Source organism: Streptomyces lydicamycinicus (assembly GCF_000829715.2).
Classification (GTDB): Bacteria; Actinomycetota; Actinomycetes; order Streptomycetales; family Streptomycetaceae; genus Streptomyces; species Streptomyces lydicamycinicus.
Window position 1 is genome coordinate 371,293 of record NZ_BBNO01000008.1, and the last position, 26,713, is coordinate 398,005.

The following is a 26,713-nucleotide window of genomic DNA, read 5'->3' on the forward strand; positions in this document are numbered from 1 at the left end:
GGCGGCCGCGTCAGGTCTGCCGGCCCTGGGTATCGAAGTGCCGCATCCGGTCGAGGACGGCCTCGGGGGTGGGGGCGGGCAGATCGTCGGTGAGCCGCCCGTCGGCGAGGAAGACCACCCGGTCCGCATAGGAGGCGGCCACCGGGTCATGCGTGACCATCACGACCGTCTGTCCCAGCTCGCGCACCGAATCCCGCAGGAAGCCCAGGAGCTCCGCGCCGGAACGGGAGTCGAGGTTGCCGGTCGGCTCGTCCGCGAAGACGATCTCGGGTCGCCCGGCCAGCGCGCGGGCCACGGCGACGCGTTGCTGCTGGCCGCCGGAGAGCTGTGAGGGGCGGTGCCGCAGCCGCCCGGACAGGCCGAGGGTCCCCACGATCAGCTCCAGCCACTCCTGGTCGGGTCTGCGGCCGGCGATATCCATCGGGAGCGTGATGTTTTCGAGGGCGTTCAGCGTGGGCAGCAGGTTGAACGCCTGGAAGACGAAGCCGATCTTCTCCCTGCGGAGCCTGGTGAGCTGTCGGTCGCCCAGGCTGGACAGTTCGGTGTCGGCGATCCGGGCCGAGCCCCCGGAGAAGGAGTCGAGGCCGGCCATGCAGTGCATCAGGGTCGACTTTCCCGAGCCGGACGGCCCCATGATCGCGGTGAACCGGCCGCGCCCGAACTCCACGGACACCGAGTCGAGGGCCACGACACGGGTTTCGCCCGCGCCGTAGACCTTGGTCAGCTCCGTCGCGCGGGCGGCGACGGCGGTCGTCTGAAGGCTAGTGGCCGGGGGTGCGGGCTGTGACATGGGGACTCCTGGGAGGGGTGCGGGACTCCCGGCCATCGTGGCCGCGGCACACCCCCGGATCCGTCGCCCTCAGGTCGGGAATGCGCCGCCTGTCCAAGGGCGGAGCCACGGCGGCTCCCTCGGCCGCACGGACCACGGCCCCTCTCCCCTAAGGGAGAGCCGGAGGGGCCCAGAGGGCCGTACGGGAGCCCGAGCCCGGGCCTCAGCCCATGAGTCCGGCCTGGTGCGCCAGCAGCGCCGCCTGCACCCGGCTGCCGCACCCCGTCTTCCCCAGGATCGAGCCGACATGGGTCTTGACCGTCCCCACCCCGATGCCGAGCCGGGTGCCGATCTCCAGGTTGGACAGCCCCTCGCCCAGCATCACCAGCACCTCCCGCTCCCGGTCCGTCAGCCCGGCCACTCTGCGGTCCGGGACGCGGGGCGCGCCGCCGCTGAGCATCCGCCGGACGACGGTCCCGGTGACACCGGGCGAGAGCACCGCGTCCCCCGCGGCCGCCGCCCGTACCGCGCGGATCAGCTCCTGCGGTCCCTCGTCCTTGAGCAGGAAGCCGGTGGCGCCCGCCCGCAGGGCCCGGAGGACGTTCTCCTCGTCGCCGAAGGTGGTGAGCATGACCACCTGCGGCGCGGGGTCCAGGGCGACCAGCGGTTCGACGGCGGCGAGCCCGTCGAGTACGGGCATACGGACGTCGAGGAGCACCACATCGGGCCGGTCTTCGGCGGCGCGCCGGACGGCCTCGGCGCCGTTGGCCGCCTCCCCCACCACCTCGATGCCCTCGGCGTGCCGGAGGATCAGCCGGACGCCGTGCCGGACCATCTCCTCGTCGTCGGCGAGCAGCACCCGGCTCGCGGAACCCGGCCCGGAGACCGCGGAGTTGGCCTGGTCAGTCATGCGTCGTGCTCCCACTATGAGGTTCGGTCACCATCGGAACGGTAAAGCGGTCGATCGCGATCAAGGTGTCGGACCGGAAGCAGTAGCGGACGATCGGCAGCCGGCCGCCCTCGGGACGCTCGCTCGCGTACGGATACAGGCAGTCGGTGGCGGCAGGCGGACGCGGCGGTTCACGCCCCGCGGCGGCCGCGCGCGAGGCCTCGTCGTCCGCCGGCACGGCCTGCTTCACCTGCTCCTTCGTCATCCCCACCCGGGGCCGTTCGGGGCGCTCGTACGCGAGGTCATACCGTGAACGGTCCACCAGCAGGACCCCGAACAGCACCATCACGCCCACCCCGGTCAGGCCGAGCAGCCCGATGACGGCGCCGGCGGCGCGCCGCTGGAGGGCGGAGAGCCGGCCGGCGGGCTCGTCGGCCACGACCGGGCCACCGGCCTCCGGTCGCGCGTCCGTCGTCTCGGCGCCGGGCCCGGGGTCGGCGGGGAGGTCGGCCGCGACCGCGAAGCCGCCACCGGGCGTGCGCGCGGCCTCCAGTTCTCCGCCGAGCAGCGCCACCCGTTCCCGCAGCCCGGCCAGCCCGCGCCCGGAGCCGAGCCCCGTCGTGGCGGCGGGCCGGGTGGGCGGAACGCCGTTGCGCACCCGCACGACCACTCGCTCTCCGGTGTGGCGGACGGCAACGGTCACATGCGCCCCGGCCGCGTACCGGTGCACATTGGTGAGCGACTCGCGCACCACGCGGTGCACCGCCCGCCGCACCCGGGCCGGCCGGGCGTCCAGATCCGCCCCCTCCCAGCACAGCTCGACGGGAATGCCGCCCCCGCGTGACTCCTCGACCAGCGCCTCGATGTCCGCGCGGGTGCCCGTCGCGTCGGTCAGCGCGCCGGTGCCGGTGTCGCTCTCCAGCGGGCCGAGGACCCCCAGCGCCTCCCGCAGCTCCTGCATCGCGTCCCGGGTGGCGCGGCGCACCACCGCGGCCTCGTCCCGCAGTTCGGGCGCCGCCTTCTCCAGCGCCATCTCCAGCCCGCCCGCGTGCAGGGAGACCAGGCTCAGCCGGTGCCCCACCAGATCGTGCATCTCCGCGGCGATCCGCGACCGCTCGCGCATCCGGGACTCGCTCTCGGCCAGCCGCCGCGCCTCCTCGGCGGCGGCCGCCCGCTCCCGCAGCGCCCGCAGCAGCCGGCCCTGCTGCCCGGCAGCGGTACCGACCAGCCCCGGCACCACAACCGTGGTGACGGCGAGCACCGCCCCCAGCGCCAGGCCGAACAGGCTGCTGCCCACCTCCAGCGCGGGGGCGCACACCGCGCCGATCAGCATCGTCAGAGCGGCCGCCCCGAGCAGCACCCCGATCCGCTGCCGGGGCGTCCTCAGCTGCCGGGTGGCGGTGTAGGCGGCCACCGCGGTCAGCAGCGCCACCGACGGCACCGCCCCCATCAGCGCCGCCAGCCCGAGCACACAGGCCGCCGGAAACCGGCGCCGCATCAGCACCAGCACGATGCCGAGGACCGCCAGGCCCGCCGCCTCGCCCACCAGCCTGGCCTCGACCGCCGACTCCGCGTCGTGCACGAGCAGCACCAGCACCGCGGCCGTGACCGCCTCGCCCACCGCCCGCCACACCAGCCACCGCCCCTGCTCCCCCGGCCCCGCGAAGAGGCTTCGGGAAGCGGGGGGCTCGGTCTCGGCCGGGGCGCTGGAGGACATGACGACGATTATCGAGGGCTCCGCACCGGGCTTCCCTGCTTCTTGAGGGTGAGCCGCCTCTGCCCAAAGACAGAGGCCCCGGGGAATGCGGCCCCGGGTGCGTGCCCGAGCCTGAGGCGTCCCGGCGCGGCAGGGGGTGCAGGCTGTGACCCGTACCTCTCGCTGAGTGGCCGCTCTGGGCCGCCGGGCCCATACATGCGCACACTGGAGGTATGCGCGGGATGACCGTCGGCGAGACGGCGGAGTGCGCGGATCTGCTCGCCGCGGCCGCCGTCGAGGCCGTCGAAGGAACCGGCGCGTACGCGGGCAGCGTCTTCCTCCGCTCCCGCGACCGCCGGTCGATCGTGCTCGCCGCGGCATACGGGGTGCCGCCCTCCCTGCTGGGTGGCTGGCGCCTGATCCCGGTGAGCAGCCCCATCCCGCTCGCCACGGCGTACCGCTCGGGGCGCACCGTGCACCTGGCCAACGCCGAGGAGACCATGCGCCGCTATCCGCAGCTCGCGATGGCGCTGCCGTACGCCTTCGGCTCCTGCTCCGTGCCGGTGGGCGCGGGCGGCGAAACCTTCGGGGCGCTGGCGGTCGTCTGGGCGGCGTCACCCGGCAGCGAAGGGCTGTCCCGGGCCTGTCGCCGGCACGTACGGACCGTCGCCGGCCGGCTCGGGAGTTCCCTCGCCGCGCTCCGCGCCCGTACCGGCGATCCGGTGGACTGCGCCCCGGAGACGGTTCCGGTCGAGATCCCGGCGCCCTCCGCCACGGCCGTACGGGTCGGCCTGTTCGGCTGGGACCTCGGCTCCGGTGCCTTCCGCGGAGACGACGAGCTCTGCGCGATCTTCGGTCTCGACCCCCGTGCCTTCGACGGTCAGGCCACCTCGCTGGCCGCCTGCCTGCACCCCGGCGATCTCGCCGCGTTCCTGTCCGCGGCCCGGGAGGCGGCCGCCAGGGGTCGCCGGATCACCGCGCGGCGCCTGCGCGTACGGGATCGCGGGGGCGGCGGCGAGGGCTACCGCACGGTCGAGCTGTGGGCGCGTGTCCTGGAGACGGACGATGTGCCGGCCCGCCGCCGGCTGGTGGGCGCGGTCGTCGACAGCCGGGCCGGCAGCGCGGCCGTCGCCGCGGTCGAACGGCTGCGGGACGGGCTGTTCTCCCTCGCTCCCGACGGGCGGGTCACCTACGCCAACCACGCCGCCCTGCGGCAGCTGGACGTGTCCGGCGACGAGCTGCTGGGGCGGGTGCTCTGGGACGCGCTGCCCTGGCTGTCCGATCCCGATGTCGAGTCCCGGCACCGGTCCGCGATGATCTCGCAGGCGCCGGCCTCGTTCCTCGCCTGCCAGGCGCCCGACCGCTGGCTCGCCTTCTCCCTCCATCCGGAAGCGGACGGTGTGACCGGCCGGGTGGTGCCCCTCGGGCATCCCCCGTCGGCCTCGGCACCGCCCGCCTCCACGGACGAGCCGGCCGCCGCCGCGACCCCGACGCGGCTGGGAGTCATGCACCACGTCCTCCAGCTCGGCAGCGCGCTGACCGAGGCGGTCACCACCCGCCAGGTCTGCGAAGTCGTCTCCGACCAGCTCCTGCCCGCCTTCGGAGGCCAGCAGCTGGCCATCTATGTGGTCCGCCAGGGAACGATGCACCGCCTCTTCCGCACCGGGCGCCACGAAGACTTCCTCGACGGACTGGAGGGCGCACCGCTGCACGCCCGGCTGCCCGGCACGGAGGCCCTGACCGCCGGCGCTCCGCTTTTCATCGAATCGCGGCAGGACCTCACCCGGACCTATCCGGGCGCCGCCACCGGCGAGGTGAACTCCTGGGCATATCTGCCGCTGATCGCCTCCAGCCACCCGGTCGGCACCTGCGTCCTCGGGTTCGACAAGAACCATCGGTTCACCGAAAAGGACCGCGGCGTGCTCACCGCCCTCGCCGGGCTGATCGCCCAGGCACTGGAACGCGCGAAGCTCTACGACTCGGAGTTCGCCATCGCACGCGGCCTCCAGCAGGCACTGCTGCCGCACCGGCTGCCCGTGATCCCCGGCATCCGCACCGTCGCGCGCTATCTGCCCGGCACCAGCGGGATGGACATCGGCGGCGACTGGTACGACGCCATCCCCACCAGTGAGGGGGTCTCGCTCATCATCGGCGACGTGCAGGGGCACAGCATCGCCGCCGCGGCCACCATGGCCCAACTCCGCAGCGCGGTACGGGCGTTCACAGCTGTGAGCCATGCTCCGGGCGAGGTGATGGCGGGCGTCAACCGCACCCTCATCGACCTCGATCCCGGGCTGCTGGCCAGCTGTTGCTACCTCCACGTGGCCGCCGACACCCACCATGCCCAGGCCGTCACCGCCGGCCACCCCCCGCCGCTGCTCCGCCGCCCCGACGGGACGACCGAGGTCCTCGACCTCGACATCGGCCCGCTCCTCGGGGTGGAACGCACGAGCGCCTACCCCACCACCCCGGTCGACCTCCCGCCGGGATCCGTCCTCGCCCTCTACACGGACGGTCTGGTCGAGGAGCCAGGCGCCGACATCGACGTGGGCATCGACCGCCTTCGCTCCTCCCTGGCGCACGCCCGCGCGGACTCCCTGGACGAACTCGCCGACCGGCTGCTGCACAACGCCCGGCGCTCCTCGTACCGGGCCGACGACATCGCCCTGATGCTCACCGAGTACGGTCCCGGGTCGCCGCAGCGGGACGGCGCCCCAGGGACGGCCCCTGGGGACGCGCCCTAAAGCTGCCGGAGGTGGTCGCGGAGGGTGCGGGCGACGTGCGCCATGACGGCATCGGCATCGGGTTGGGTGCCGGCCGGGACGAGTGACTCGGTGAGGACGGCGACGGCGAAGGTCTGGCCGTCGGAGTGCTCGACGACACCGACTTCGTGCCGGAGATTGAGGAGGGTGCCGGTCTTGGAGGACCAGATGGAGGCGTCCGAGCTGAAGTCCGGGGAGATGCGCTGCCGCAGCAGATTGTCGGCCATGAGGCCGCGGACGCGCCCGGCCACCTCCGGGGGGATCGCCGAGGGTGTCCACAGCGCCTGGAGGAGTTCGACGTACGAGCGCGCGCTGCCGGAGTTCGCGCGGGTCACATCGAGCTGCGGCACCCGGTGGCCGCGGCCGCTGGTGCCGGCCTCGATGGCGAGCGCGTAGGCGAGATGGGCCTCCGCGGCTTCGAAGCGTTCCACGGGGGTCTCGGTCAGCTCGCGCGTGGTGTGCCGGACGGAGATGCCCTGAAGTCCGAACTCCCGCATGATTCCGGCAACTTGAGCAGGCGGGGTGAGGGCGAACAACGCGTCCGCGGCCGTCCCGTCGCTCACGCAGGTGCTGAGGTAGAGCAGATCGTCGATGGCGATCCGGACCGGATGGCGGAAACGGCTCAGCCCGGTCGGTCCGGGCGAGGTGATCCGCCCGGGTTCCACGGTCAGCATCGTCGCTCCGTCGAGCTCGCCCCGTCGGATGCGTTCCAGTGTCGCCAGCGCCAGCGGGATCTTCACCAGGGAAGCGGCGGGCAGCTGGGTGTCCGGCTCGATGCCCAGCTCCTGTCCCGTATGCAGGTCCCGGACGAGGAAACAGCCGTGCAGGCCACCGTCGCGCAGCCGCTGACGCATCTCGCGCAGCAGTGCCTCGGTGCTCATGTCACCACCGCGCCCGGCGTCTCGACGCCCTCGTCGGCGCCGAGGCAGCGGGCGATGTCGTCGCCCAGACGGGCACGGATATGGTCCGGGTGGCCGGCGACGGCAGTGGCCAGGGCGAACCCCCGGGTGAGAGTGATCTCGCCGAGCGGGCGCCAGTGCAGGGCGAGTTCCCGGGCCTGTGCGGGGGAGCAGAGCAGCACATCGCGCGAGCACAGCACCTCCGCCGCGGCGGCCGTGTGGTCCGCCGCGACGACGAGCTGGGCGGGCCGCAGCCCGACGGCGTCGCGCAGTCGCGTCAACGGGTCACGGATATGCGGCACATCGTCCTCCGGCTGGATCCAGATACGGCGGGGCTCGCCGAGCGCGGCGCGCCCCATGCGCAGCGTCTCGGCATAGAGGCGCTTCCCTCCCGGATCCTGCGCACCGGCGAGCCCGAGCGGCACGGACCAGGTCGCCTCGTCCCGCGGAACGGCGAGCAAGGCGGCGCGCACCTGCTGGGAGTGCAGCAGCTCGGCCCGCTCCGCCGGTGCCGCGGCCCGGAGATCGAGGGTGACACCGTGGCCTCGCGCGTCGGCGATGAGGCGGGCGAGACCCGCGGTGGAGCAGATGTCGGGCACCGCGAGCCGCCACGGCTTGAGCTTGGCGGTCTCCGCCTCGTGTTGCAGCACATCGGCCGCGAGCACCAGCTGTCTGGCGGCCGGCAGCATGTCCCGGCCGAACGGCGTGAGCACGGCCCGCCGCGCCGTTCGCTCGAAAAGCCGCTCACCGAAGCGTTCCTCCAGGGCGGCGACACGACGGCTGGCCACCGACTGCGACATCCGCGCGGCGGCCGCTCCGACGGTGAAACTGCCGCGCTCGCTCACGCTGACAAACGCACGACACGCTCCCACCAGATCCACGACGCCACCCTATGCGATTTCGGCATGGAAACCCTCATGAGCGCATTGGACTGCATAGATGCCGGAACGCGAGGGTGGTCGCGGCAACGGCGGCCACCCAAAGCAGGGCCGGCCGCCACCCGTTCCCCGTACGCTTCGCGTGCCCGGGAGTCCCGGAGGTTTTGACATGCACCACACCCGAGCCCGGCGCCTGGTGATCGGCGCGCTCGCCACCCTCAGTCTCGTCCCGCTCACCGCCTGCGGCTCCCCGGCCGCCTCCTCCCCCACCACGAAAGCAGCACACGCGGGCGCGACACCGAAGTCATCCGCCCAGGCATTCAAGGAACTTGAGCGAAAATTCGACGCCCGGCTCGGCGTCTACGCGATCAATACCAGCACGGGCCGCGAGATCACCTACCACCAGGACGAACGCTTCGCCCACGCCTCCACCTTCAAGGCGCTGGCCGCCGGCGCCGTACTGCGAAAGTACTCACTGCCCGGCATGGACAAGGTGATCACCTACTCCCGCGACGATCTGGTCTCCAACTCCCCCATCACCGAAAAGCACGTCGACACCGGGATGACCCTGCGCGCCCTGTGTGACGCCGCCGTCCGCTACAGCGACAACACCGCCGCCAACCTGCTGCTCGACTCGATCGGCGGCCCCAAGGGACTCGACGCCGCACTGGAGAAGCTGGGTGACCACACCACCCGGATGGTCCGCCACGAGCCGGAACTCAACGACTGGGCCCCGAACGACACCCGGGACACGACCACACCCCGGGCCTTCGCCAAGGACCTGCGCACCTTCGTCCTCGGCGACACCCTGCCCCGGCGCGAACGCGCCCAGCTCGCCAAGTGGCTCCAGACCAACACCACCGGAGCGAAACTCATCAAGGCCGGCATGCCCAAAACCTGGCTCGTGGGCGACAAGACCGGCGCCGGCAGCACCTACGGCACCCGCAACGACATCGCCGTGGTCTGGCCACCCCACGCCGCCCCCATCGTCGTAGCGATCATGTCGAACCGCACCCAGAAGGACGCGAAGTATGACGACGCGCTGGTCGCGGGGGCGGCGTCGGTGGTGGCGGAGAAGATGTCGTAGGGGGCGTAGCCGAGACCGACGAGAGGAGCCCGGCAAGGCCGGCCGGCTCCGCTGCCTGCTGCCCCTGCCGCTGCCTGCCTCGGTGCAGGCCGGCCGCCGTCACGGGCGGCCGGCCTGCCGAGCAATCCGGCACCGTCTCAGCCTCTTTGCGCACAACGATTTGCCACGTCGCTTGGGAATTAGAGGCCTTGAAACCTGGCGTGACCAATCCTGAAGTTACGCGTCCCGGCCGGCTTCCTGAGCCGCCCGCTCCAGTCGGCCCCGATAGTTCTCCCACCAGGCCGAGTCACCTGGCGCCATGCTGTCGTTGCTCTCGTTCATCCCTACGGCGCCATCCATGAGTTCCCGGAGGATGTCGGCATGGCCGGCGTGCCGGTGAGTATCGGCGATCACCCGCACCACGGCATGATGCAACGTCACCTCGTCCTTCCCGCTGGGCCACCACGGCACCGTGCCGACCGTGTCCAGCGCCAGCGCCTCGATCGTCGCGTCCGCGTGCGCCCACGCCCGGCGGTAGAGCCCGACGATGTACTCACGCGACTCGTCGGCGGTGACCCACATATCAGCGTTGGTCTCAGCAGCGTCTTCGAGCCAGGGCAGCGGCTCGCCGGACGGCCGTCCGAAGGTGTCGCCGAGGTAGCCCAGCTCCACACTGGCCACGTGCTTCACCATGCCCAGGAGATTGGTGCCGGTCGGCGTCAGCGGGCGACGAATGTCGTACTCCGAAAGCCCGTCGAGCTTCCACAGCAGGGCATCGCGGGCGGACTGAAGGTAGAAGCGAAGGTCAGCCTTGGGATCTGATGGGGTCATGGGGCCAGTCTGCCGCTCGGGTGAGCTCTCTCCCTCTCTCGCGGCGGAATCGGATCGCCTGGCGCGACCGACGAACCGGAGATGTGCCGCCGTTCCTCCCCGAGATTCACGAGTCGGTTGATCCCCGACTGACGGCTCCGCCGGCCACTTCCCGCGGTGCGCCCTCTCGTTGGGCGAGTTATCCACAGGAGGGGCCCTCCGGAACCACGTCGGGCGCAACCTCCCCTACCGTCGGTGACATGCACGGAGGACTGCCGTTCATCGGCATCAGCACCATCGTCTACGGCGTGATCGGACTGCTCACGGTCGTAGTTGGCGCGATCCGCAAGACAGGGGGAGAACGACATGCACACCATCACCGTCATCGTGCCCGCACACAACGAGGAGGAGGGCCTGCCGGCCACGCTGGAGTCCCTCGCATCTCAAACGGTCCCGCCTGACCGGGTCCTGGTAGTGGACGACGCTTCCACGGACCGCACGGGCGAGGTGGCGGCCTCACACGGAGTGACCGTATTGCGGCCGCCACGCAATCTCGGCAGCAAGGCCAAGGCGCAGAACTACGCACTGCCGCAGTGCACCACCGACCTCGTACTGGCCGTCGACGCGGACACCGTCCTCGCGCCGGACTACATCGAGACCGTCCTGCCCGTCTTCGACGACCCCGGCGTCTCGGTCGCCGCGGGCACGGTCCGCACCCGACACACCCGCACACTGTGGGAACGCGGGCGCTCCACCGAATATCTCTTCGGCTTCCATTGGCACCGTCCCATCCAGGCCCGCGCCAACAGCCCCATGGTGTGCTCTGGTTGCTGCTCCGTCTTCCGACGCGACGACCTGATGACCTTCGGCGGCTTCCCCGAACGAACCATCGTCGAGGACATGGATTACACGTGGTCCCAGCAGATCGCGGGCAGACGCGCGGTCTACGTCTCCGACGCCGTCGCCCTGGCCGCCGACCCGGAAGACCTCACCTACCTCCGCAAGCAGGTCTGGCGCTGGATGGCCGGCTTCTGTCAGAACGTCCGGCTCCACCTCGGACGGCTGATCCTGCACAAACCCCTGCTGGCGGTCTGGGTGCTGCTCGCCCTCCTGGAGATCCTCACCGCACCCCTGTGGTGGGCAACACCCTTCCTCCTCACCGCAACAACCGACCAGCCCCCCGCCCTGGCCTTCGCCTGGTGGGCCGGCGCCGAACTCCTCCTGACAACACCCCCACTCCTCTACGCCGCACACCGCCGCAAACTCGCCCTCTCGACCGTCCTGTTGAACATCCCCTGCGTCTACGCAACCAAGGCCGTCAACCTCGTCTACGCCTGGAAGGCCCTCATCGTGGAACTGCTGCTGGTACCTCTCCATCTGGCCCGGGGCCTCACGGTGTACGAGAAGGGCCGGGCCGACACAGCGCCCGTACGGACGGCGCTCGCAGGCAGCTGACACACGCCGCGACGTTGACGGGCGGCACGGAGCGGCCTCACCCGGCATCCCGTGGTGGCGGGAAGGGTCGGCTCTCGACAGACCCGCGCGCGGCCGGATCGAGGAACGGAACCTGAGTGGGGAGGCATCACGCCCCAGGGCGGGCTCCGTGCTCAGCAGAGGTGGTCGGAGGGGAGGTGACACGCCCTGGTCCGAGGTCCGGGCCCGCTCTAAATCCCGGACTGTCCCGCGGTGTTGGCTGCCTGCACCCGGGGTCGCACGCCGCCCAGGGGAGAGCGGGCGTGCGGCCCCGAGGGACAGGGGGTTGGTTGTCGACGGGTCAGTCACCGGAGGTCGTGGCAGATGCTTCGGATGCTTTGGATGCTTTGGACGGGTCACGATCACGCCTGGCGACCACTGCGGGCGGCTGCCGGGAATCGCCGTTGACCGTGGTGCCGCGCGGGAGCTTGGCCGCGGCCAGGGCGCCGGTTGCGGCGACGGCTGCCAGGGTCAGGAGGGTGGGGCCCATTGCGGAGAGGAAGGCTTCGGCGGTCCAGTGTGGTCCGCCGGGTGAGTGGTCGCCCGTGGTGGTGGGGGTCGTGAGGGTCACCAGCATGGTGGCGGTGGCGACGCCCAGTGTCGGGCCGATGTTCATCGCGGTTTGCTGGAGGCCGCCCGCTACTCCGGCGTGGGCCGTGGGCACATGGCGCACGATGACGGCCGTCGCCGTGACCATGACCGTGCCGAAGCCGGCGCCCAGCAGGAGGAATCCCGCGCCGATGGCCGGTGCCGTCGAGGTCCGGTCGAGTTGGGACAGCACGAGGATGCCGAGCGTGAGGAGAATCATCGCTGCCAGGGTCGTTCGGCGGGGGCCGTACCGGCGCTGTAGTACGGCCGAGGCCGGGGCGCTCAGCACCATGAGCACAGCCAGGGGCAGCACCCGCAGGCCGCACTCCATCGGGTCCAGCGCGAGGACGTCCTGAAGGAAGTAGGTGCTGACGAACAGCGTGCCGAACAGGGCCGCTGCTGCGGAGAGGAGGACGGCGAGGGCCGAGGCAATGGCGGTCGAACCGACCACGGAGAGGGGGACCAGCGGGCTCGCGGTGCGGCGCTCGTGCCGGATGAAGGCACCGCAGGCGAACACGGCCACTGCCCCGCCCAGTGCGGTGACCACCGTCCAACCGGTTTCCGGAAGGGCGACAAGGGTGTGCACGAGACTCACCAGCGCCAGCGCGAGGAGACAGGCACCCGGCAGGTCAAGGCCGGCTGCGGCGCGGGCGCCTGGGGTGGCGGTGGCTCCGTGGTCGGCGGTGGCTCCGTGGGCGGCGACAGCCCCGGCGGTGGTGCGGGCCCCGGCCGTGGTGCCGGCCCCGGCCGTGGTCGAGGCCACGGCGGTAGTGGCGGCAGGGGTGGCTCCGCCGGAGGGTGCCGTCCGCGGCTCGGAGCCGGAGCCAGTGGCGGCGGCCCCAGCAGGAGCAGCACCCCCGGCGGGTCCGCCGGCGGATGCCTCCCGGGGCTCGAAGGCCGAGGCGGAGGCAGGGACATGGCCGGAGGCGGAGGGAGGGGTGAGGGTGGGGGTGGGGGGAGGGGGAGGGGCGGGGGCAAGGGAAGGCACGCGAACAACCCACGCCAGCCCCCCAATCAAACAAGCCGGCACCACATTGAGGAAAAAGACCCCCCGCCATCCCCAGTGCGCGACCAGCGCGCCGCCGAGGACCGGTCCGGCGGCGGCTGCCAGGCCGATGGCGCTGGTGCGTAGGGCGAGGGGTATGCCGAGTTGGTCGGGTGGATAGGTGGCGCGGAGCATTCCCAGGGTGGCGGGTTGCAGCAGTGCGCCGAAGATGCCCTGGGCCACCCGTAGTCCGATCACCCAGCCGACGCCGGGTGCCAGGCCGATTGCCGCCGAGGTGGCGCCGAAGCCCAGGATCCCGAGGGCGAAGAGCTGTTGGTGGCCGTAGCGGTCGCCGAGTCGGCCGGCGAAGACCAGCAGGCTCGCCACGGCGATGAGATAGCCGGTGCTGGTCCACTGGACCTGCGCGAACGAGGCGTGCAGATCCCGTTGGAGGGCGGGCTGCGCCACGGTCAGTACGGTGCCGTCCAGGGCGACGATCACGGCCCCGGTGATACTGCCGGTGAGGACGAGGCGTTGCAGGCGTCGGGCGGTCATCGGCCCGCCGGCCCGAGGTGCGCGTCCAGGGCGGCCCGGAGCAGCGGCTCCACATCGTCGGTCCCCGTGGCGAGTTGCAGGCTGCCCCACCTCCACAGCTGGGCGATGCCGTGCAGATTGCTCCACAGGGCGCCCGCGACGACCGGTGGTGGCACGTCGGACCGTGGCTGCACCCGGGAGACGAGGTCGACGAGGATCTGGAAGAGCGGCAGGCTGGTTTCCCGGAGGCCTAGTTGGTTGCTCTCCAGCAGGTCATGACGGAACATCAGCTCGAACATGCCGCGGTGGGCCAGCGCGAAGTCGAGGTAACCGCGGCCCAGGGCCATGAGCTGGGCGCGGGGGTCCGTCCGGTGGCCGTCGATGTCCGCCGCGACCTTGTCGGCCAGATCGGCGAACCCCTGGCGGGCGATGGCGGACAGCAGGGACAGGTGGGTCGGGAAGTGGCGCCGTGGAGCCCCGTGGGAGACCCCGGCCCGGCGGGCGATCTCCCGCAACGACAGGGCCTGCACGCCCTCTTCGGTCAGCAGGTCGACGCCGGCCTGCACCAAACGGGCACGCAGACCCGCCGTGTCTTGATCACTCATAGACACTGTCTACCGCAGAGAGGTAGACAGTGTCTACGCGAAGCGCTTCGCTCCCGGCGGCCACGGAGGGGCATGGGGGCCGTCCGGGCGTCGTCGCGGAGGGCACAACGGCGCCGGCCGCCGCGCCCCGTGGGGGCGAGCGCGACGGCCGGCGTGTGGAGCTGAGGACGTCAGATGATTACTCGACGACCTTCAGCAGCTTGTTGGGCGTACCCTCGCTCGGGTTCGTGATCTTGTCGGGCGTGGCACCGTCGGTCAGGGCCTTCGCCACGTCGGCCGGCTTGGCGTCCTTGTGACCGGCCAGGTAGACCGCGGCGGCACCGACGACGTGCGGGGTCGCCATGGACGTACCCGAGATGGTCTTGGTGGCGCCGTCGTTCCAGTCCGAGGTGATGTCGGAGCCGGGGGCGTAAAGGTCGACCACCTTGCCGAAGTTGGAGAAGTCGGACTGCTGGTCCTCCTTGGTGCTGGAGGCCACGGTGATGGCTTCCTTCACGCGCGACGGGGAACCCTGGCCCGCGTCGGAGGACTCGTTGCCCGCCGCGACGGCGAAGGTGACACCGGCGTCGATGGCCTTCTTCACGGCCGCGTCGAGCGCCTCGTCCGCGCCGCCGCCGAGCGACATGTTGGCGACCGAGGGGCCCTTGTGGTTCTTGGTCACCCAGTCGATGCCCGCGACGACCTGCTCGGTGGTGCCGGAGCCCTCACCGTCCAGGACCTTGACGCCGACGATCTTGGCCTTCTTGGCGACGCCGTGCTCGGTACCGCCGATGGTGCCCGCGACGTGGGTGCCGTGGCCGTTGTCGTCCTCGGCCTTGTCGCTGCCGTCGATGGCGTTGAAGCCGTACGACGCCCGGCCGTCGAAGTCCTTGTGCTTGATGTGGACACCGGTGTCGATGACGTAGGCGGTGACGCCCTCACCCGCGCTGTCGGGGTAGTTGAACTTCTTGTCGCCCTTGGTGTCCGCCTGGTCGATACGGTCCAGGCCCCACGACGGCGGGTTGGCCTGGGCGCCGTCGATGTGGAACTTCTTGTTCTGGACGACCTTGTCGACGGCCGGGTCGGCGGCGAGCTGCTTGGCCTCCTCGGTGCTCAGACCGGTGGCCGAGAAGCCGTCGATGGCGGAGGAGTAGTTCCGCTTGACCTTGCCGCCGTACTTGTCGGCCAGGTCGCCGCTCTGCGTGGCACGGATCGACTTCTTCATCATGACGATGTAACTGCCGTCCACGGCGCCCTTGGCCTCGGCTCCGTAGATCTTGCCTTCGGCGGCCGGGGACGCGCCCGCGGTGACCGCGGTGACGGCGGCGATACCAGTGGCGGCAACTGCGGCGGATATCGCCGTGACAAGCCGCTTCTTGCTGGAACGCTTGTGAGCCATTGCGAGGATTCTCCTCGTTCGTGGTGTGGGGGGAAAGCGTTGCGCAATAGCCCGAACAGACCGGAAGATCTGCGTCGGACTGGCTCGAAACCCTGTCTGATTGATGAGTTCAATTCAAGGCCAGCCGGGGCGTGTGAGATAGGCAACAAGGGCGCTGAAATGGGAAATGTTTCAGAAGTGGTCAAAGTGGCCCAGGAGTTGAACCGGAGGGACTCAACTCCGTTTACGTTCACGCAATAGAGGGTGGCGGGGCCGTGAACGGTGCGCCGGGCGGCGGGCGGTACCCGTTGACACGCGCTCGGTGGGTGTGAGGTGTGCGTCACGCCCAATACGGAGTGGAGCAGCTCCAGTTGGGGTGCGCCTGGGGACTACCGCAGGCCGCCGCAACGGACTCAGGACCGTGCGCCGATAAAGAGCCCGCGCACACTTCGGCACCAAGAGGACTTCGCGCGCACGTCGCCGCCGATAGGGCTTCGCGCAAGCGTCAGCGCTGATAGCGGGCGAGCACCAGATTGCCGTCCTCGACCAGGCGCTTCCGCAGGATGTCCAGGCCGATGGCGCCGCTGTAGTACTCCTGGAGGCCCGGGGTGGCGATCTTGTCCTTCCACTCCGGATAGCCGCGGACGGACTGGGCCGGGGCGGAACGCAGCGAGTCCGCCAGGGCGGTGCCGGTCGCCCAGTCGTATCGGGCGACCCGTAGGGCGGGGTCCTTCAGGGCCTCCTGACCCGTCGGCAGCAGCCAGTCGCCCAGGGCGAGCCGGACCATGTTCGGCGGGCTGAGGAAGAAGTCGATGAAGGCCATCGCCTCCTCCTTGTACGGGCAGTCCTCGGCGATCGACAGGGTCTGCGGGCTCACACCCTGGTCCAGGGCGGTGCCCTTCGGGGCGGGCAGTACCGTCCAGTCGAAGCCCTTGGGAGCCTGCTGGGCGATCTGCTGCCGGTAGGAGAAGCCGAGCGGCACCATGGCGTAGCGCCCGGCGAAGAAGCCCGGGAGGGTGTCGGAGCCGCCCATGCCCAGCGTCGTACGGGAGGCGCTGCGGTCGGCGTTGACCTGGTCGTGGATCGTGCGCGGCACCCTTTGGTCGACGGCGTCGAAGCGCACCTCCGCCTTGCCGTCGCGGTGGCGGTGGAAGATCCGGCCGCCCGTGGACAGGGCGAGGTTGAGGGTGGCGGAGACGGGTTCCTTCAGCGGCCAGGCGACGCCGTAGGTGGTGCCGCGGGTCAGCCGCTGGGCCGCCTCCTCGAACTCCTCCCACGTCCAGGGGTGTTCGGGGGTGGGGATGCGGACGCCGGACCGGTGCAGCTTGGCGCGGTTGGCGATCAGCACCCGTGGTTCCTGGAGGAACGGGACCCCGTGGATGCGGCCGTCGAAGGTGCCGGTCTCCCAGCTCCGCTGCGGGATGTCGCGCTTGAGGCGCGGCGGGAGGAGGGTGGTGAGGTCGGCGAGGTCGCCGCCGTAGGCGAAGTCCGCGAGGTCGTCGGAGGCGTCGTGGATGATGTCCGGGGCCTCGCCGCCCTCGAAGGAGGTCAGCAGTTGGTCGTGGACGGTGGGCCAGGCGCCCTGGACGTACTGCACCCGGATGTCGGGGTGTTGCCGGTTCCATTCGGCGACCAGCTGTTTGTTGGCCTTGAGTGAGTCCTGCTGCCAGGCCAGCGACTGGAAGCGCAGGGTGATCCGGCCACCGGTCGGCCGCCGGCGGCCGTCGGAACAGCCCGGGAGCAGGGCCGCGGCCGGGAGCGCGGCGGCCGCGGCGAGCAGGCCCCGCCGGGTGACTCGGCGTCCGGGGGCAGGGTCGGGACGCATCAGCTCTTCACCGCCCCGGCGAGCATCCCGCCGGTGATCCGCCGCTGGATGACGGCGAAAAGCAGCAGGCTCGGGAGGGTGGCGAGGAGCGCGGCGGCGGCGAGCGGGCCGAGGTCGGCGACGCCCTCGGCCCCGAGGAAGTGGGTCAGCACGACCGGCAGCGTCTGTTTCTCCGGGGACTTGAGCAGGACCAGGGCGAAGAAGAACTCGTTCCAGGCGGTGATGAAGGCGAACAGCGCGGTGGCGACGATGCCGGGCGCGAGCAGCGGAGCGGTGACCGAGACGAGCGTACGGAGCCGGCCCGCGCCGTCCATCGCCGCCGCCTCCTCCAACTCCCGTGGCACGGCGCGGACGTAGCCCGTCAGCATCCAGAGGGCGAACGGCAGCGACCACACCACATAGACCATGATCAAACCGATCCGGGAGTCCACCAGATGGAGCCCCTTCAGGATCAGGAACAGCGGGATGATCACCAGCACCAGCGGGAAGGCCTGGCTGATCACGACCCAGCCGGTGGCCGCCCGCGAGAGGCGATTGCGTACGCGGGCCAGGACATACGCCATCGGGGTCGCCAGCAGGATGGCCAGCAGCGCGGAGAGCGCCGCGGCCAGCAGGCTGTTGCCCGCCGCCGCCGACAGCGGCTGCTGTGCGAAGGCCTGCCGGAAGTTGTCCAGGGTCGGCGCCTCGGGGATCCAGGTGGGGTGCAGACTGCCCAGTTCCCGCGGTGGCTTGAAGGCGGTGGAGAGCAGCCAGAGGAAGGGGAAGGCCAGGAAGGCGAGATAGCCGAGGAGGGCGGCGTACTGGCCGGTGCGGGTGGCGGCGCGGCGTGGAGTGCGGCGCGGCCGCGGGCGACCGTCGCGTCGTGGGGTACGGACGTTTTCCGCGTCGTGCGGGACGCTCCTGCCGCGGCTGCCGCCGGCCCGTTCGGTGGCGCTCACCGGTCGTCGTCCCCCTTCAGCCGGCCGGCCAGATAGAGGGCCAGCAGCACCGAGATCACCGCGACCATCGCCAGGCCCATCGTGGCGGCGTAACCGAACTGCCCGTAACGGAAGGCCTCTTCGTAGGCGAACAGCATCGGGAGTCGGGTCCGGCCGCCGGGGCCGCCGTCGGTCAGGACGAAGACCAGGGCGAAGGAATTGAAGTTCCAAATAAAGTTGAGCGCGGTGACGGCGAGGGCGATGGGCCGGAGGGCGGGCCAGGTGACGGTGCGGAAGCGGCGCCAGGCGCCCGCGCCGTCCATGGACGCGGCCTCGTGCAGTTCGCGGGGGACGTTCTGGAGACCGGCCAGCAACGTGACGGTGGTCTGTGGCATTCCGGCCCAGACGCCGACGACGATGACCGCGGGCAGCGCGGTGGCCAGCCCGCTCAGCCAGTCCCGGCCGTCGCCGGCGCCGGACAGGCCCAGGCCGCGCAGCGTCTCGTTCAGGACGCCGGCGTCCGGGTGGTAGACCAGCCGCCACATGATGCCGACGACGACCTCGGGCATCGCCCACGGGATGATCGCGAGCGCCCGGGCCAGCCAGCGCAGCCGCAGATCGAGATGGAGCAGCAGGGCCAGGCCGAGGGCGAGAAGAAACTGCGGGACGGTGACGCCGAAGGCCCATATCAGGCCGATCCGGAACGAGTCCCAGAACAGCGAGTCCTGGAACAGATCGGAGAAGTTCAGCAGCCCCACGAAGCGGGTGGCCTGGGTCCGGCCCGACTGGGCGTCGGTGAACGCCAGTCCGATGCCGTACAGCAGCGGCCCCACGCTCAGCACCAGGATCGGGAGCAGCGCGGGCAGCACGAGGAACCACGCCCCCAGGTCGCGCCGGGGCCGGGCCGCGCGGTCCGCGGCCGGGGCGGAGGGCCGCCGGGGTGCGGTCGCCAGGGTCATGGGAGCCGCTCCGCGCGGCGCGGCCCGGACGGTCCGGTGCCGGATGCCCCCGCCGTTGGCACTGCTGCCATCGCTCCCCCTCTTCCCCGTCGGCCGTTCCCGGCCGCCGTCATCGTCGTGACGGCCGGCACCCCCGTCAAGGGTCCCCGGCCGATTCCGGTGCGGAACCCCCGCGCCGGACACCTTCCGGCCAGGGCCGCGGCTCCTACCTGCGACACTGGTCGCGTCCATGCACCAGGAGGCACCCCGATGACCGAACCGAGCCCCGCCGCCTTCACGGAGGCGCGCGCCCGGGACGTGCTGGCCGCGGCCGGGCACCCCGAGGCTGCCGCCGACGCCGCACTGCTCTCGCTCGGCGAGAACGCCGTCTTCGCCCTCGGCGACCACGGACCGGTCGTACGGGTGGGCCGCAGCGCCGAACTCCTGGAGCGCGCCGAGCGGGAACTGGGCGTGGCGCGGTGGCTGGCCGCCGAGGGCGTGCCGGCCGTACGGGCCGTGGAGCCCGTGGCGACGTTGGCGGACGGCCATCCCGTGACCTACTGGCAGCGGCTGCCGGAGTCCGTCCGCCCCGCCGGTCCGGACGATCTCGCCGCGCTGCTGAAGCTGGTGCACGCGCTGCCGGAGCCGCCGTTCGCACTCCCCCGCCGCGAACTGCTCGGCGGTGTCGAGCGCTGGCTGCGGCTGGCCGGCGACGCCGTGTCGGCGTCGGACGCGGAGTATCTGCGCGGGCGGCGGGATGCCTTCGCGGCCGCCGCCACGGCCCTGGAACCGCATCTGCCCCGCGGCCCCATCCACGGCGACGCGCTGGCCCGCAACATCCATGTCGGGCCCGATGGCCCCGTGCTGGTCGACCTGGAAACCTTCTCCTCCGATCTGCGGGAACACGACTTGGTCGTGATGGCGCTCAGCCGGGACCGCTACGGCCTGTCCGCCGACGCCTACGACACCTTTGTGTCCGTCTACGGCTGGGATGTACGGGACTGGGAGGGCTGCGCCGTGCTGCGCGGTTCGCGGGAGACGGCGAGCTGCGCCTGGGTGTCCCAGCACGCGCCCGGAAACCCGGCGGCGCGCAAGGAGTTCCGGCGCCGGATCGCCTCACTGCGCGACAAGGACGCGACGGTGCGGTGGTATCCCTTCTGAGCGGTGCGGTCCGACGGACCCGGCCTCTGCGGCCCGGCCGGCCGCTATCGCTCAGACCTCGGCCTGGTACGGGATCAGCGGCCAGGCCGGCTCGACTATCGCCCGGGGGTCACCGGAGCGCCGCAAATACGCCTGGAACGAGGCGGCTTGTTCGGCGGCCGCCTGCTCCTGGAGGGTGTGCAGCGCACGGGGTGACGGGATGGCGACGGCCGGGTACTTCTCCCCGATGCGCCGGGCGACGCCGGCCGCGGCCGCCGCGTCGGCGCCCGCTTCGTGTGCGCCGTCCAGCCGGACGCCGTAATGACCGCAGAGTGCCTGGAGGGCGCGCTTCCCCTTGCGGTAGCGGTCCACATGCTTGTCCAGAACGAGGGGGTCGATGACCGGTGCGGGCGTGTGGCCGAGGCGTTCGGTCAGGGTGCGCAGGCCGTGGCGGCGGCACTCGCGGTCCAGCAGCGAGAGGTCATAGCGCGCATTCATCACCACCAGTGGGATCTCCGCGCGCAGGGCCTCGGCCAGCGCCTCGGTGATTTCCTCTATGGCGGTGGCCGGCGGACGCCCGTGCTCCTGGACATATGCGGTGGTAATGCCGTGAATGGCCGCTGCCTCGTCGGGAATCGGCACACCTGGATCCAGCAGCCACGTCAGCTTGGCGGCCGGCCGGCCGTCCCCCTCCAGCCGGAGCAGGGCCGCGGTGACGATGCGGTCCTGCTCGACGTCGGTGCCTGTGGTCTCCAGATCGAAGCTGACCAGCAGCCCCTGATGCCAACTCATGCCGAAACCTCGCTTCGCCCGGCCTCACGCTCGCGCGGCGCGCACCCCTCCACGACGAACCCCCGGCCCTCGGCCGGGGGAATCCCCGTGCTGCACTCGCTCATGCGGCCTCCTTCGGTGGTACTTCCCCCGTTGCTCGCCCACTCTCGCACGCACCACTGACAATCGGCCGCCGGCCTGTCGCGACCTGGGCCCCACCCGTCCCCCGCGCCCCTAGGCTGACCGCCATGGACCTACGGCTGACAGGACAGGGCGCGCTGGTGACGGGCAGCAGTTCGGGTATCGGGGCCACGATCGCCGAGACGCTGGCGGACGAGGGGTGTGATGTCCTCGTCCACGGGCGGAACGCGGGGGCCGCGGCGGCCGTCGCCGAGCAGGTCGCGGCCCGTGGGGTGCGGGCCGAAGTGGTGCTCGGCGATCTGACGGAACCGGGCATCGCCGAGCAGGTCGCCCTCACCGCACGGGACTTCGGGGCCCATGTCCTCGTCAACAACGCCGGTCCGTTCACCGAGCACGACTGGGAGAGCTCCCGGCCGTCCGACTGGCGGGCCGCCTTCGAGGGGAATGTGCTGCCGACGGTGCGGGTCAGCCAGACACTGCTGCCGTCGCTGCGCGCCCACGGCTGGGGCCGGGTGATCACCATCGGCAGTCGGGCGGTACGGACACCGCTGCCCCACATGGTGACGTACTCCGCCGCCAAGGCCGCCGTGGTGAACATGACCACCAGCCTGGCCCGGCACCTCGCCGGGACCGGGGTCACCGCGAACTGTGTGAGCCCGGGGGTGATCGTCACCCCGTCCATGTACCGGATGTTCGAGGAGCGGTCGGCCGGGGACGACGGCAGCCAGGGTGAGCAGGAGGGCGGACCGGACGAGGCGGACCTCGTCGCGGAGTATGCGCCGAATCCGAGCGGGCGGCTGGGTCGCCCTTCGGACATCGCGGCCGCGGTCGCCTATCTGGCGAGCCCGCTCGCGGACTATGTCAACGGGATCGAGCTGCGGGTCGACGGGGGGATCACGGGGACGCCGTAGGGCTCGCCCGGCCGGTTTGCCACACTCCGCCCTCCGTTGCCCCGTTTTCCCCTCCCCTTTCTCTCACTCCGCCGGCTTCTCGCTCTCCCGCCCGTTCCCCTCCTCCGTACATCCCCTCGCTTCCTTCACCAGCACCTCCGGTGTCACCCCCGCGCCGCTCGCGTACGCCGCCTCGAACGCCGCGGCGCCCAGGCTCCGGCGTGCCGTGGCCGTGCTCCGTGCCACATCACCGCGCTCGGCGGCGGGCTGGGGCGCTCCCGCGGCGGCGCGGGCCGCGGCCGCGCACCCCAACAGCCGGGCCGCGACGACGCACCGCCCGGTCAGGGCCGCGGCGCCGGCCAGCCCTTCCAGGGCCAGCGCGACGGCGCGCCGGTCGGCGGTGGCGCGGGCCGCCGCGAAGCCGTCCAGATGGTGCCGGTGGGCGGTCTCCGCGTCGCCCCGCAGTTCGGCGAGGAAGCCCAGCTCGCCCAGGACGAACGCGGTACCGGGGTCGCCGTCGCGGCCGAGGCACCACGTCAGCCAGGGCAGCAGATGCGCCTCGGCGTCGTCGAGGCGGCCCTCCCTGCGGGCGCCGAGGGCGAGCCCGCATTCGGCGAACATCTCGCCCCGCAGATGGGACTGTTCCGCGGCCAGCCGTCTGCCCCGCTCGTGGAAGTCGCGGGCGGCCGGCAGATCACCGGTCAGCAGCGCGATCCGGCCCAGTCCGGAGAGCTTGTACGAGGCCTGGATCCAGAGGCCGAGCTCCTCGGCGATCCGTAGTCCGTCCTGGTGGAGCCGGGCCGCGCGCTCGTAGTCACCGGTGATCTCCGCGAGGGCGCCGAGCGCATCGGCGGCCTGCAACTGGCCCCAGCGGTCGCCAAGTTCGCGGAAGAGCGCGGCGCTCTCCTCGGCGTCGCGGAGCCGGGACCGGAGGTCGCCGCCGCCGGTCCCCTGGGCGCGGCTGCTCAGCGCCGCGGCGATGCCCCAGCGGTCGCCCAGGGCCCGGAAGGCGGCCAGCGAGTGCGCCACCCGCTCCCCCGCCTCCGCCGGGTCGCCCAGGCCGACCTGGGCGAACCCCAGGAACCATTGGGCCCAGGCCCGGCCGGCCGGGTCGTCATGGGCCCCGTACTGCCGGAGCACGACGGTGGCCCGCTCGACGGGGTCGGCGTCATCGCCCGCCAGTGAGGCCATCCCGACCTGCCAGGCGGCGGCCCGCAGCCGGCGCCGCTCGGCAGCCGGGTCCCGGGCGTCCGCCGCCGTCTCCTGGCGTGCCGCGTACGCCGCGAGAGCCGCGGTGAGCGAGCGGCCCGCCTCCGCGAGCCGGCCGCGCAGAAACCAGTACCAGGCCAGCGCGTTGACCAGCCGCAGCGCGCGGTCCGCGGCGCCTTCCCGGACCGAGCCGTCCAGGGCGTCCCGCAGGTTCGCCGTCTCCTGGTCGAGCCGCTCCAGCCACGCGCGTTGGTCCGGCCCGTACAGCAACGGGGCGGCGCGCTCGGCCAGTTCGGTGTAGTGGCGGTGATGGTTGTGGCGTACGACGGTCAGCTCACCGGCCTCCCGGAGGCGTTCGAGGCAGTAGGCGGCGACCGTCTCCAGGAGCCGGTAACGGGGCCCGTACGGTGTCGGGGCCACCGCCACCAGGGAGCGGTCCACGAGACGGGCCAGCAGATCCAGCACCTCGTCCCGGTGCACGCCGTCGCCCGCGCAGACCGTTTCGGCGGCCTCCAGGGTGCAGCCGTCCGCGTGGACGGCCAGCCGGCGCAGCACGGCGCGTTCGGCGGCGGGCAGCAGCTCCCAGCTCCAGTCGATCATGGCGCGCAGGGTCTGCTGGCGGGCCGGGACCCCGCGACGGCCGGACACCAGCAGCCGGAACCGATCGTCCAGCCGGGCGCTCAGCTCCCGTACGCCCAGCGCCCGTACCCGAGTGGCGGCCAGCTCCAGGGCGAGCGGGATGCCGTCCAGGCGGCGGCAGATCTCCGCCACGGCGGCCGTGGCGTCGGCGTCGAGGACGAAGCCGGGGTCGGCGGCGCTCGCGCGGGCCGTGAACAGCTCGACGGCGCCGGCGGCTTCCAGCGGCGGTACGGGCCACAGCGTCTCGCCCGTCAGGCCCAGCGATTCCTGGCTGGTCACCAGGGCGCGGAGGTCCGGGGCGGCGGCGAGGAGTTCGGCGGTGACCGCTGCGACCGCGTCGACGAGGTGCTCACAGTTGTCCAGGACGAGCAGCAGGCGCTTGCCGCGTACCGCGCCGACGAGGCGCTCGGCCACCGGCCCGGTCGAGGCGCCCTCCCGGATGCCCAGTACGGCCAGCACCGCCTCGGCCACCTCGGCCGCCGTGCACGTGCTCCCGGCACTCCGCGCGGGGTCGTCCGGGCGGCTCAGCGCGGCCAGTTCGACGAGCCAGACACCGTCCGGGAAGGAGTCGGCCAGCCGGCCGGCGGTCTCCAGGGCGAGGCGGGTCTTGCCCACGCCGCCCGGGCCGGTGAGCGTCACCAGGCGGGTGTCCGAGAGGAGCGCCTCGATCCGGTGGACCGCGTCCTGGCGGCCAAGGAGCGCGGTGAGGGGCGTGGGGAGGTTGGTGCGGGGGCGGGGGCCGGGCGGCGGGGCGGAATTGAGGGACGCCGATGCCCGGTCGTCGGGGCGGGATGCGCCGCCGTCGTGCCGGGCGCTTTCGCCGGGTGGCTGCCATGGCTCCTGGCGGAGGATCGCCCGGTGCGCCGTGGTGAGTTCGGGGCCGGGGTCCACGCCCAGTTCGTCGGCCAGCAGCGCCCGGATCTCCCCGTAGGCGGCGAGTGCCTCGCTCTGCCGGCCGGAACGGTACAGGGCGGTCAGCTGGAGGGCGCGCAGCCGTTCGCGGAGGGGGTGCCGGGCCACCAGACCGGCCAGCTCGGCGGTCAGCGGGGCGTGCTCGCCCAGCTCCAGACGGGCCGCGGCCCGTTCCTCCAGGGCGGTCAGCCGCTGCTCCTCCAGGCTCTCGGCCACCGGACGCACCAGATCGCTGTCCGCGAAGCCGGCGAAGGCGGGGCCGCGCCACAGCTCCAGGGCCTCGCCGAGCAGTTCGGCCCGCTCCCGGGCCGTGGCGGCGGCGTGGGCGCGGGCGGTCAGTGCCGTGAAGCGGCCGGCGTCCAGGGCGTCGGCGGCGATGTCCAGCCGGTAGCCCGGCGGGGTCGCCGTCACCAGTTTCCGGGCGCCGGGCTCCGCGGTGTCCAGGGCGCGGCGGAGCTGCGAGACCTTGCTCTGGAGGGAGGCCGTGGGACGGGCGGGCGGCCGCGGGCCCCAGAGGTGTGCGACGAGCCGGGCCGTGGAGACGGGGCGGCCGTGGTGTGCCAGCAGCGCGGCGAGCAGGGCGCGTACCTTCGTCTCCGGGACGGGGGCGGGGCGGCCGTCGGCGGACCGCACGTCCAGGGGGGCGAGTACACGGAAGTGCATTGCCCCACGGTAGTCGGGGGCCGGCCCGCGGTGGCGGGACCCCCGTAGTACGGCGGTTGCCGCCCCCGCGGGTGACGGGGGCGGCGTCCGGTTCAGGAAACCGGCCGCGAATCCGCCCACATGCTCTCGAATTCCTCCCGGTAGGTCTCGAAGAGACCGTGGTCGCCGTCGCGGGTGTGCGGGGCGTCCTGGCGGACGACCTCCCGGCCGCCGCCGCGCAGGACGAGAACGGGGGATTCCATTCCGCGGCTCTTGCGGAGGTAGGGCTGGACGACGGCCACACCGTCGGGACCGTCGCCGTCGACGAGGTAGGCGGTGAAGCGCGGGGTCTCGTCGAAGACCTGGATCTCGAAGGCGCCGGGGTCGCGCAGCCGGGCCCGGACCCGCCGCATATGGAGGATGTTCATCTCGATGGAGCGGCTCATCTCGCCCTTCTTCAGGCCGATTTCGCGCTCCCGGCGGCGGACCGCGCTGCTGGCCGGGTTGAGGAAGAGCAGCCGGACGCGGCAGCCGGATTCGGCGAGCCGGACCAGGCGGCGGCCCGAGTAGTTCTGGACCAGGAGGTTGAGTCCTATGCCCACGGCGTCGAGGCGGCGGGCGTCGCCGAAGAGGTCCTCGGCGGGGAGCTGGCGCTGGAGGCGCACCCGGTCGGAGTGCACCCCGATGACATCGGCGTAGCGGTCGCCGACCAGGTCCTCCACCGCGTCGATCGGCAGCCGTCCGGAGATGCGGGTGCCGACGCCGGAGCCGAGTATGTCCAGGAGGCGGGCGGAGGCGCGCTCGGCCTGGGCGAGCACCGTCTCGGACAGGGCGCGGTTGCGGGAGACGATGTTGCGGGCGACCTCCAGTTCGTCGAGGGCCAGCTCGACCTCGCGGCGGTCGTCGAAGTAGGGCTCGAAGCAGGGCCAGTGCTGGACCATCAGTTCGCGGAGTTGCGGCAGCGTCAGAAAGCTGACGATGTTGTCGTCGGCGGGGTCGAGGAGATAGCCCTTGCGGCGGCTGACCTCGCGGACGGCGACCGCGCGCTGCACCCACTCCTGACCGGCGGGGCCGGCCGCGGCGATGACCCATTCGTCGCCGTGCACCGGTTCGTAGATGGGCCGCAGGACGGCGGCGACGACGGCCCGCAGCCGTTGCTCGACGAGATTCAGCCAGATGTAGGCGCGGCCGGCCCGGCGGGCGCGGGTGCGCACCTCGCTCCAGGCGTCGGCGCCCCAGTCCAGCTCCGCCCCGATCTCCAGCGGTCGTGCCAGGGACACCGCGCCGGGCGGTGCGTCGACGGAGCCGCCTTCATGGCCCTCATGACTCTCGTCACCAGGGGGCAACTCCAGCCCGCCGCTCACCTGCCACCGCCTTC

General features: G+C 72.3%; 20 protein-coding genes. 5 read left to right on the top strand and 15 right to left on the bottom strand.

Annotated features, from left to right (window positions below):
* Window positions 1-10 precede the first annotated feature (10 nt).
* From TU31_RS27945 to TU31_RS40345, 3 genes are all read right to left on the bottom strand, one after another.
* The gene (locus TU31_RS27945; RefSeq protein WP_042159462.1) at window positions 11-790 is read right to left on the bottom strand and encodes an ABC transporter ATP-binding protein; all 780 of its coding nucleotides are present in this window, start codon (window positions 788-790) and stop codon (window positions 11-13) included.
* Between the two features lie 202 nt (window positions 791-992).
* Window positions 993-1,679, bottom strand: a complete 687-nt coding sequence (locus TU31_RS27950; protein WP_042159465.1) for a response regulator — start codon at window positions 1,677-1,679, stop codon at window positions 993-995.
* Window positions 1,672-3,375: a sensor histidine kinase gene (locus TU31_RS40345; RefSeq protein ID WP_042159468.1), complete on the bottom strand. Its 1,704-nt coding sequence runs from the start codon at window positions 3,373-3,375 to the stop codon at window positions 1,672-1,674. Before TU31_RS40345 ends, TU31_RS27950 begins: the two co-directional genes overlap by 8 nt.
* Window positions 3,376-3,587: 212 nt before the next feature.
* Here TU31_RS40345 and TU31_RS27960 point away from each other — a divergent pair, with 212 nt between their 5' ends.
* Complete coding sequence (locus TU31_RS27960) at window positions 3,588-6,098, top strand: SpoIIE family protein phosphatase (protein WP_245698813.1); 2,511 nt, start codon at window positions 3,588-3,590, stop codon at window positions 6,096-6,098.
* On the opposite strand, the gene TU31_RS27965 is transcribed toward TU31_RS27960, so the two are convergent.
* Together TU31_RS27965 and TU31_RS27970 are read right to left on the bottom strand one after the other, a co-directional pair.
* Window positions 6,095-6,997 (bottom strand): serine hydrolase, encoded by a 903-nt coding sequence (locus TU31_RS27965; protein WP_042159473.1) that lies wholly within the window; start codon window positions 6,995-6,997, stop codon window positions 6,095-6,097. The two genes, TU31_RS27960 and TU31_RS27965, sit on opposite strands and share 4 nt — an antisense overlap.
* The gene (locus tag TU31_RS27970) at window positions 6,994-7,896 is read right to left on the bottom strand and encodes a LysR family transcriptional regulator (protein WP_042159476.1); all 903 of its coding nucleotides are present in this window, start codon (window positions 7,894-7,896) and stop codon (window positions 6,994-6,996) included. Before TU31_RS27970 ends, TU31_RS27965 begins: the two co-directional genes overlap by 4 nt.
* A 166-nt stretch (window positions 7,897-8,062) precedes the next feature.
* Between TU31_RS27970 and bla the strand changes: the two genes are divergently transcribed.
* Window positions 8,063-8,980, top strand: coding sequence for a class A beta-lactamase (bla, locus tag TU31_RS27975; RefSeq protein WP_042159478.1), 918 nt, complete (start codon window positions 8,063-8,065; stop codon window positions 8,978-8,980).
* Window positions 8,981-9,196: 216 nt separating this feature from the next.
* Here the strand turns inward: bla and TU31_RS27980 are convergent, their stop codons facing one another.
* On the bottom strand, window positions 9,197-9,790 hold the full coding sequence (locus tag TU31_RS27980; protein WP_042159480.1) for a DinB family protein: 594 nt from the start codon (window positions 9,788-9,790) through the stop codon (window positions 9,197-9,199).
* Between the two features lie 312 nt (window positions 9,791-10,102).
* On the opposite strand from TU31_RS27980, the gene TU31_RS27985 reads away from it, so the two are divergent.
* Window positions 10,103-11,224, top strand: a complete 1,122-nt coding sequence (locus TU31_RS27985) for a glycosyltransferase family 2 protein (protein WP_502693977.1) — start codon at window positions 10,103-10,105, stop codon at window positions 11,222-11,224.
* A gap of 319 nt (window positions 11,225-11,543) precedes the next feature.
* On the opposite strand, the gene TU31_RS37325 is transcribed toward TU31_RS27985, so the two are convergent.
* The 6 genes from TU31_RS37325 to TU31_RS28015 all read right to left on the bottom strand — a co-directional run bounded on the left by TU31_RS37325 (window position 11,544) and on the right by TU31_RS28015 (window position 19,012).
* Window positions 11,544-13,370, bottom strand: a complete 1,827-nt coding sequence (locus TU31_RS37325) for an MFS transporter (RefSeq protein WP_042159487.1) — start codon at window positions 13,368-13,370, stop codon at window positions 11,544-11,546.
* Window positions 13,367-13,954, bottom strand: a complete 588-nt coding sequence (locus tag TU31_RS27995; RefSeq protein WP_042159490.1) for a TetR/AcrR family transcriptional regulator — start codon at window positions 13,952-13,954, stop codon at window positions 13,367-13,369. The genes TU31_RS37325 and TU31_RS27995 overlap by 4 nt, the downstream gene beginning before the upstream one ends.
* A 178-nt stretch (window positions 13,955-14,132) precedes the next feature.
* Window positions 14,133-15,332: a S8 family peptidase gene (locus tag TU31_RS28000; protein ID WP_042159493.1), complete on the bottom strand. Its 1,200-nt coding sequence runs from the start codon at window positions 15,330-15,332 to the stop codon at window positions 14,133-14,135.
* Between the two features lie 484 nt (window positions 15,333-15,816).
* Window positions 15,817-17,136: an ABC transporter substrate-binding protein gene (locus tag TU31_RS28005; RefSeq protein WP_107070767.1), complete on the bottom strand. Its 1,320-nt coding sequence runs from the start codon at window positions 17,134-17,136 to the stop codon at window positions 15,817-15,819.
* Window positions 17,136-17,906 carry a carbohydrate ABC transporter permease gene (locus tag TU31_RS28010; RefSeq protein WP_042160052.1) on the bottom strand — a complete coding sequence of 257 codons (771 nt, stop codon included), beginning with the start codon at window positions 17,904-17,906 and terminating at the stop codon, window positions 17,136-17,138. The genes TU31_RS28005 and TU31_RS28010 overlap by 1 nt, the downstream gene beginning before the upstream one ends.
* Before the next feature lie 164 nt (window positions 17,907-18,070).
* Window positions 18,071-19,012, bottom strand: a complete 942-nt coding sequence (locus TU31_RS28015) for a carbohydrate ABC transporter permease (RefSeq protein ID WP_042159496.1) — start codon at window positions 19,010-19,012, stop codon at window positions 18,071-18,073.
* A gap of 249 nt (window positions 19,013-19,261) precedes the next feature.
* On the opposite strand from TU31_RS28015, the gene TU31_RS28020 reads away from it, so the two are divergent.
* Window positions 19,262-20,152: an aminoglycoside phosphotransferase family protein gene (locus TU31_RS28020; protein WP_042159498.1), complete on the top strand. Its 891-nt coding sequence runs from the start codon at window positions 19,262-19,264 to the stop codon at window positions 20,150-20,152.
* Between the two features lie 51 nt (window positions 20,153-20,203).
* Here TU31_RS28020 and TU31_RS28025 read toward each other — a convergent pair whose 3' ends face one another.
* Entirely contained in the window at window positions 20,204-20,923 is a 720-nt protein-coding gene (locus TU31_RS28025; RefSeq protein WP_042159502.1) for an exonuclease domain-containing protein, read from the bottom strand.
* A 227-nt stretch (window positions 20,924-21,150) separates the two neighbouring features.
* On the opposite strand from TU31_RS28025, the gene TU31_RS28030 reads away from it, so the two are divergent.
* Complete coding sequence (locus tag TU31_RS28030; RefSeq protein ID WP_042159504.1) at window positions 21,151-21,954, top strand: SDR family NAD(P)-dependent oxidoreductase; 804 nt, start codon at window positions 21,151-21,153, stop codon at window positions 21,952-21,954.
* Between the two features lie 63 nt (window positions 21,955-22,017).
* On the opposite strand, the gene TU31_RS28035 is transcribed toward TU31_RS28030, so the two are convergent.
* Together TU31_RS28035 and TU31_RS28040 are read right to left on the bottom strand one after the other, a co-directional pair.
* On the bottom strand, window positions 22,018-25,356 hold the full coding sequence (locus TU31_RS28035) for an AfsR/SARP family transcriptional regulator (protein ID WP_042159506.1): 3,339 nt from the start codon (window positions 25,354-25,356) through the stop codon (window positions 22,018-22,020).
* Between the two features lie 92 nt (window positions 25,357-25,448).
* A complete protein-coding gene (locus TU31_RS28040) occupies window positions 25,449-26,699 on the bottom strand; it encodes a DUF5919 domain-containing protein (RefSeq protein ID WP_063770835.1) in 1,251 nt (416 codons plus the stop codon).
* Window positions 26,700-26,713: the final 14 nt, after the last annotated feature.

What these genes read in the sequence shown, in the direction of transcription:
- TU31_RS27960 (WP_245698813.1), top strand. Translation starts at nt 3,588, where the DNA reads ATGCGCGGGATGACCGTCGGCGAGACGGCGGAGTGCGCGGATCTGCTC.
- TU31_RS27965 (WP_042159473.1), bottom strand. Translation starts at nt 6,997, where the DNA reads ATGAGCACCGAGGCACTGCTGCGCGAGATGCGTCAGCGGCTGCGCGAC.
- bla (WP_042159478.1), top strand. Translation starts at nt 8,063, where the DNA reads ATGCACCACACCCGAGCCCGGCGCCTGGTGATCGGCGCGCTCGCCACC.
- TU31_RS28005 (WP_107070767.1), bottom strand. Translation starts at nt 17,136, where the DNA reads ATGCGTCCCGACCCTGCCCCCGGACGCCGAGTCACCCGGCGGGGCCTG.
- TU31_RS28000 (WP_042159493.1), bottom strand. Translation starts at nt 15,332, where the DNA reads ATGGCTCACAAGCGTTCCAGCAAGAAGCGGCTTGTCACGGCGATATCC.
- TU31_RS28020 (WP_042159498.1), top strand. Translation starts at nt 19,262, where the DNA reads ATGACCGAACCGAGCCCCGCCGCCTTCACGGAGGCGCGCGCCCGGGAC.
- TU31_RS27950 (WP_042159465.1), bottom strand. Translation starts at nt 1,679, where the DNA reads ATGACTGACCAGGCCAACTCCGCGGTCTCCGGGCCGGGTTCCGCGAGC.
- TU31_RS28025 (WP_042159502.1), bottom strand. Translation starts at nt 20,923, where the DNA reads ATGAGTTGGCATCAGGGGCTGCTGGTCAGCTTCGATCTGGAGACCACA.
- TU31_RS40345 (WP_042159468.1), bottom strand. Translation starts at nt 3,375, where the DNA reads ATGTCCTCCAGCGCCCCGGCCGAGACCGAGCCCCCCGCTTCCCGAAGC.
- TU31_RS28035 (WP_042159506.1), bottom strand. Translation starts at nt 25,356, where the DNA reads ATGCACTTCCGTGTACTCGCCCCCCTGGACGTGCGGTCCGCCGACGGC.
- TU31_RS27995 (WP_042159490.1), bottom strand. Translation starts at nt 13,954, where the DNA reads ATGAGTGATCAAGACACGGCGGGTCTGCGTGCCCGTTTGGTGCAGGCC.
- TU31_RS27980 (WP_042159480.1), bottom strand. Translation starts at nt 9,790, where the DNA reads ATGACCCCATCAGATCCCAAGGCTGACCTTCGCTTCTACCTTCAGTCC.
- TU31_RS28015 (WP_042159496.1), bottom strand. Translation starts at nt 19,012, where the DNA reads ATGACCCTGGCGACCGCACCCCGGCGGCCCTCCGCCCCGGCCGCGGAC.
- TU31_RS27945 (WP_042159462.1), bottom strand. Translation starts at nt 790, where the DNA reads ATGTCACAGCCCGCACCCCCGGCCACTAGCCTTCAGACGACCGCCGTC.
- TU31_RS28030 (WP_042159504.1), top strand. Translation starts at nt 21,151, where the DNA reads ATGGACCTACGGCTGACAGGACAGGGCGCGCTGGTGACGGGCAGCAGT.
- TU31_RS37325 (WP_042159487.1), bottom strand. Translation starts at nt 13,370, where the DNA reads ATGACCGCCCGACGCCTGCAACGCCTCGTCCTCACCGGCAGTATCACC.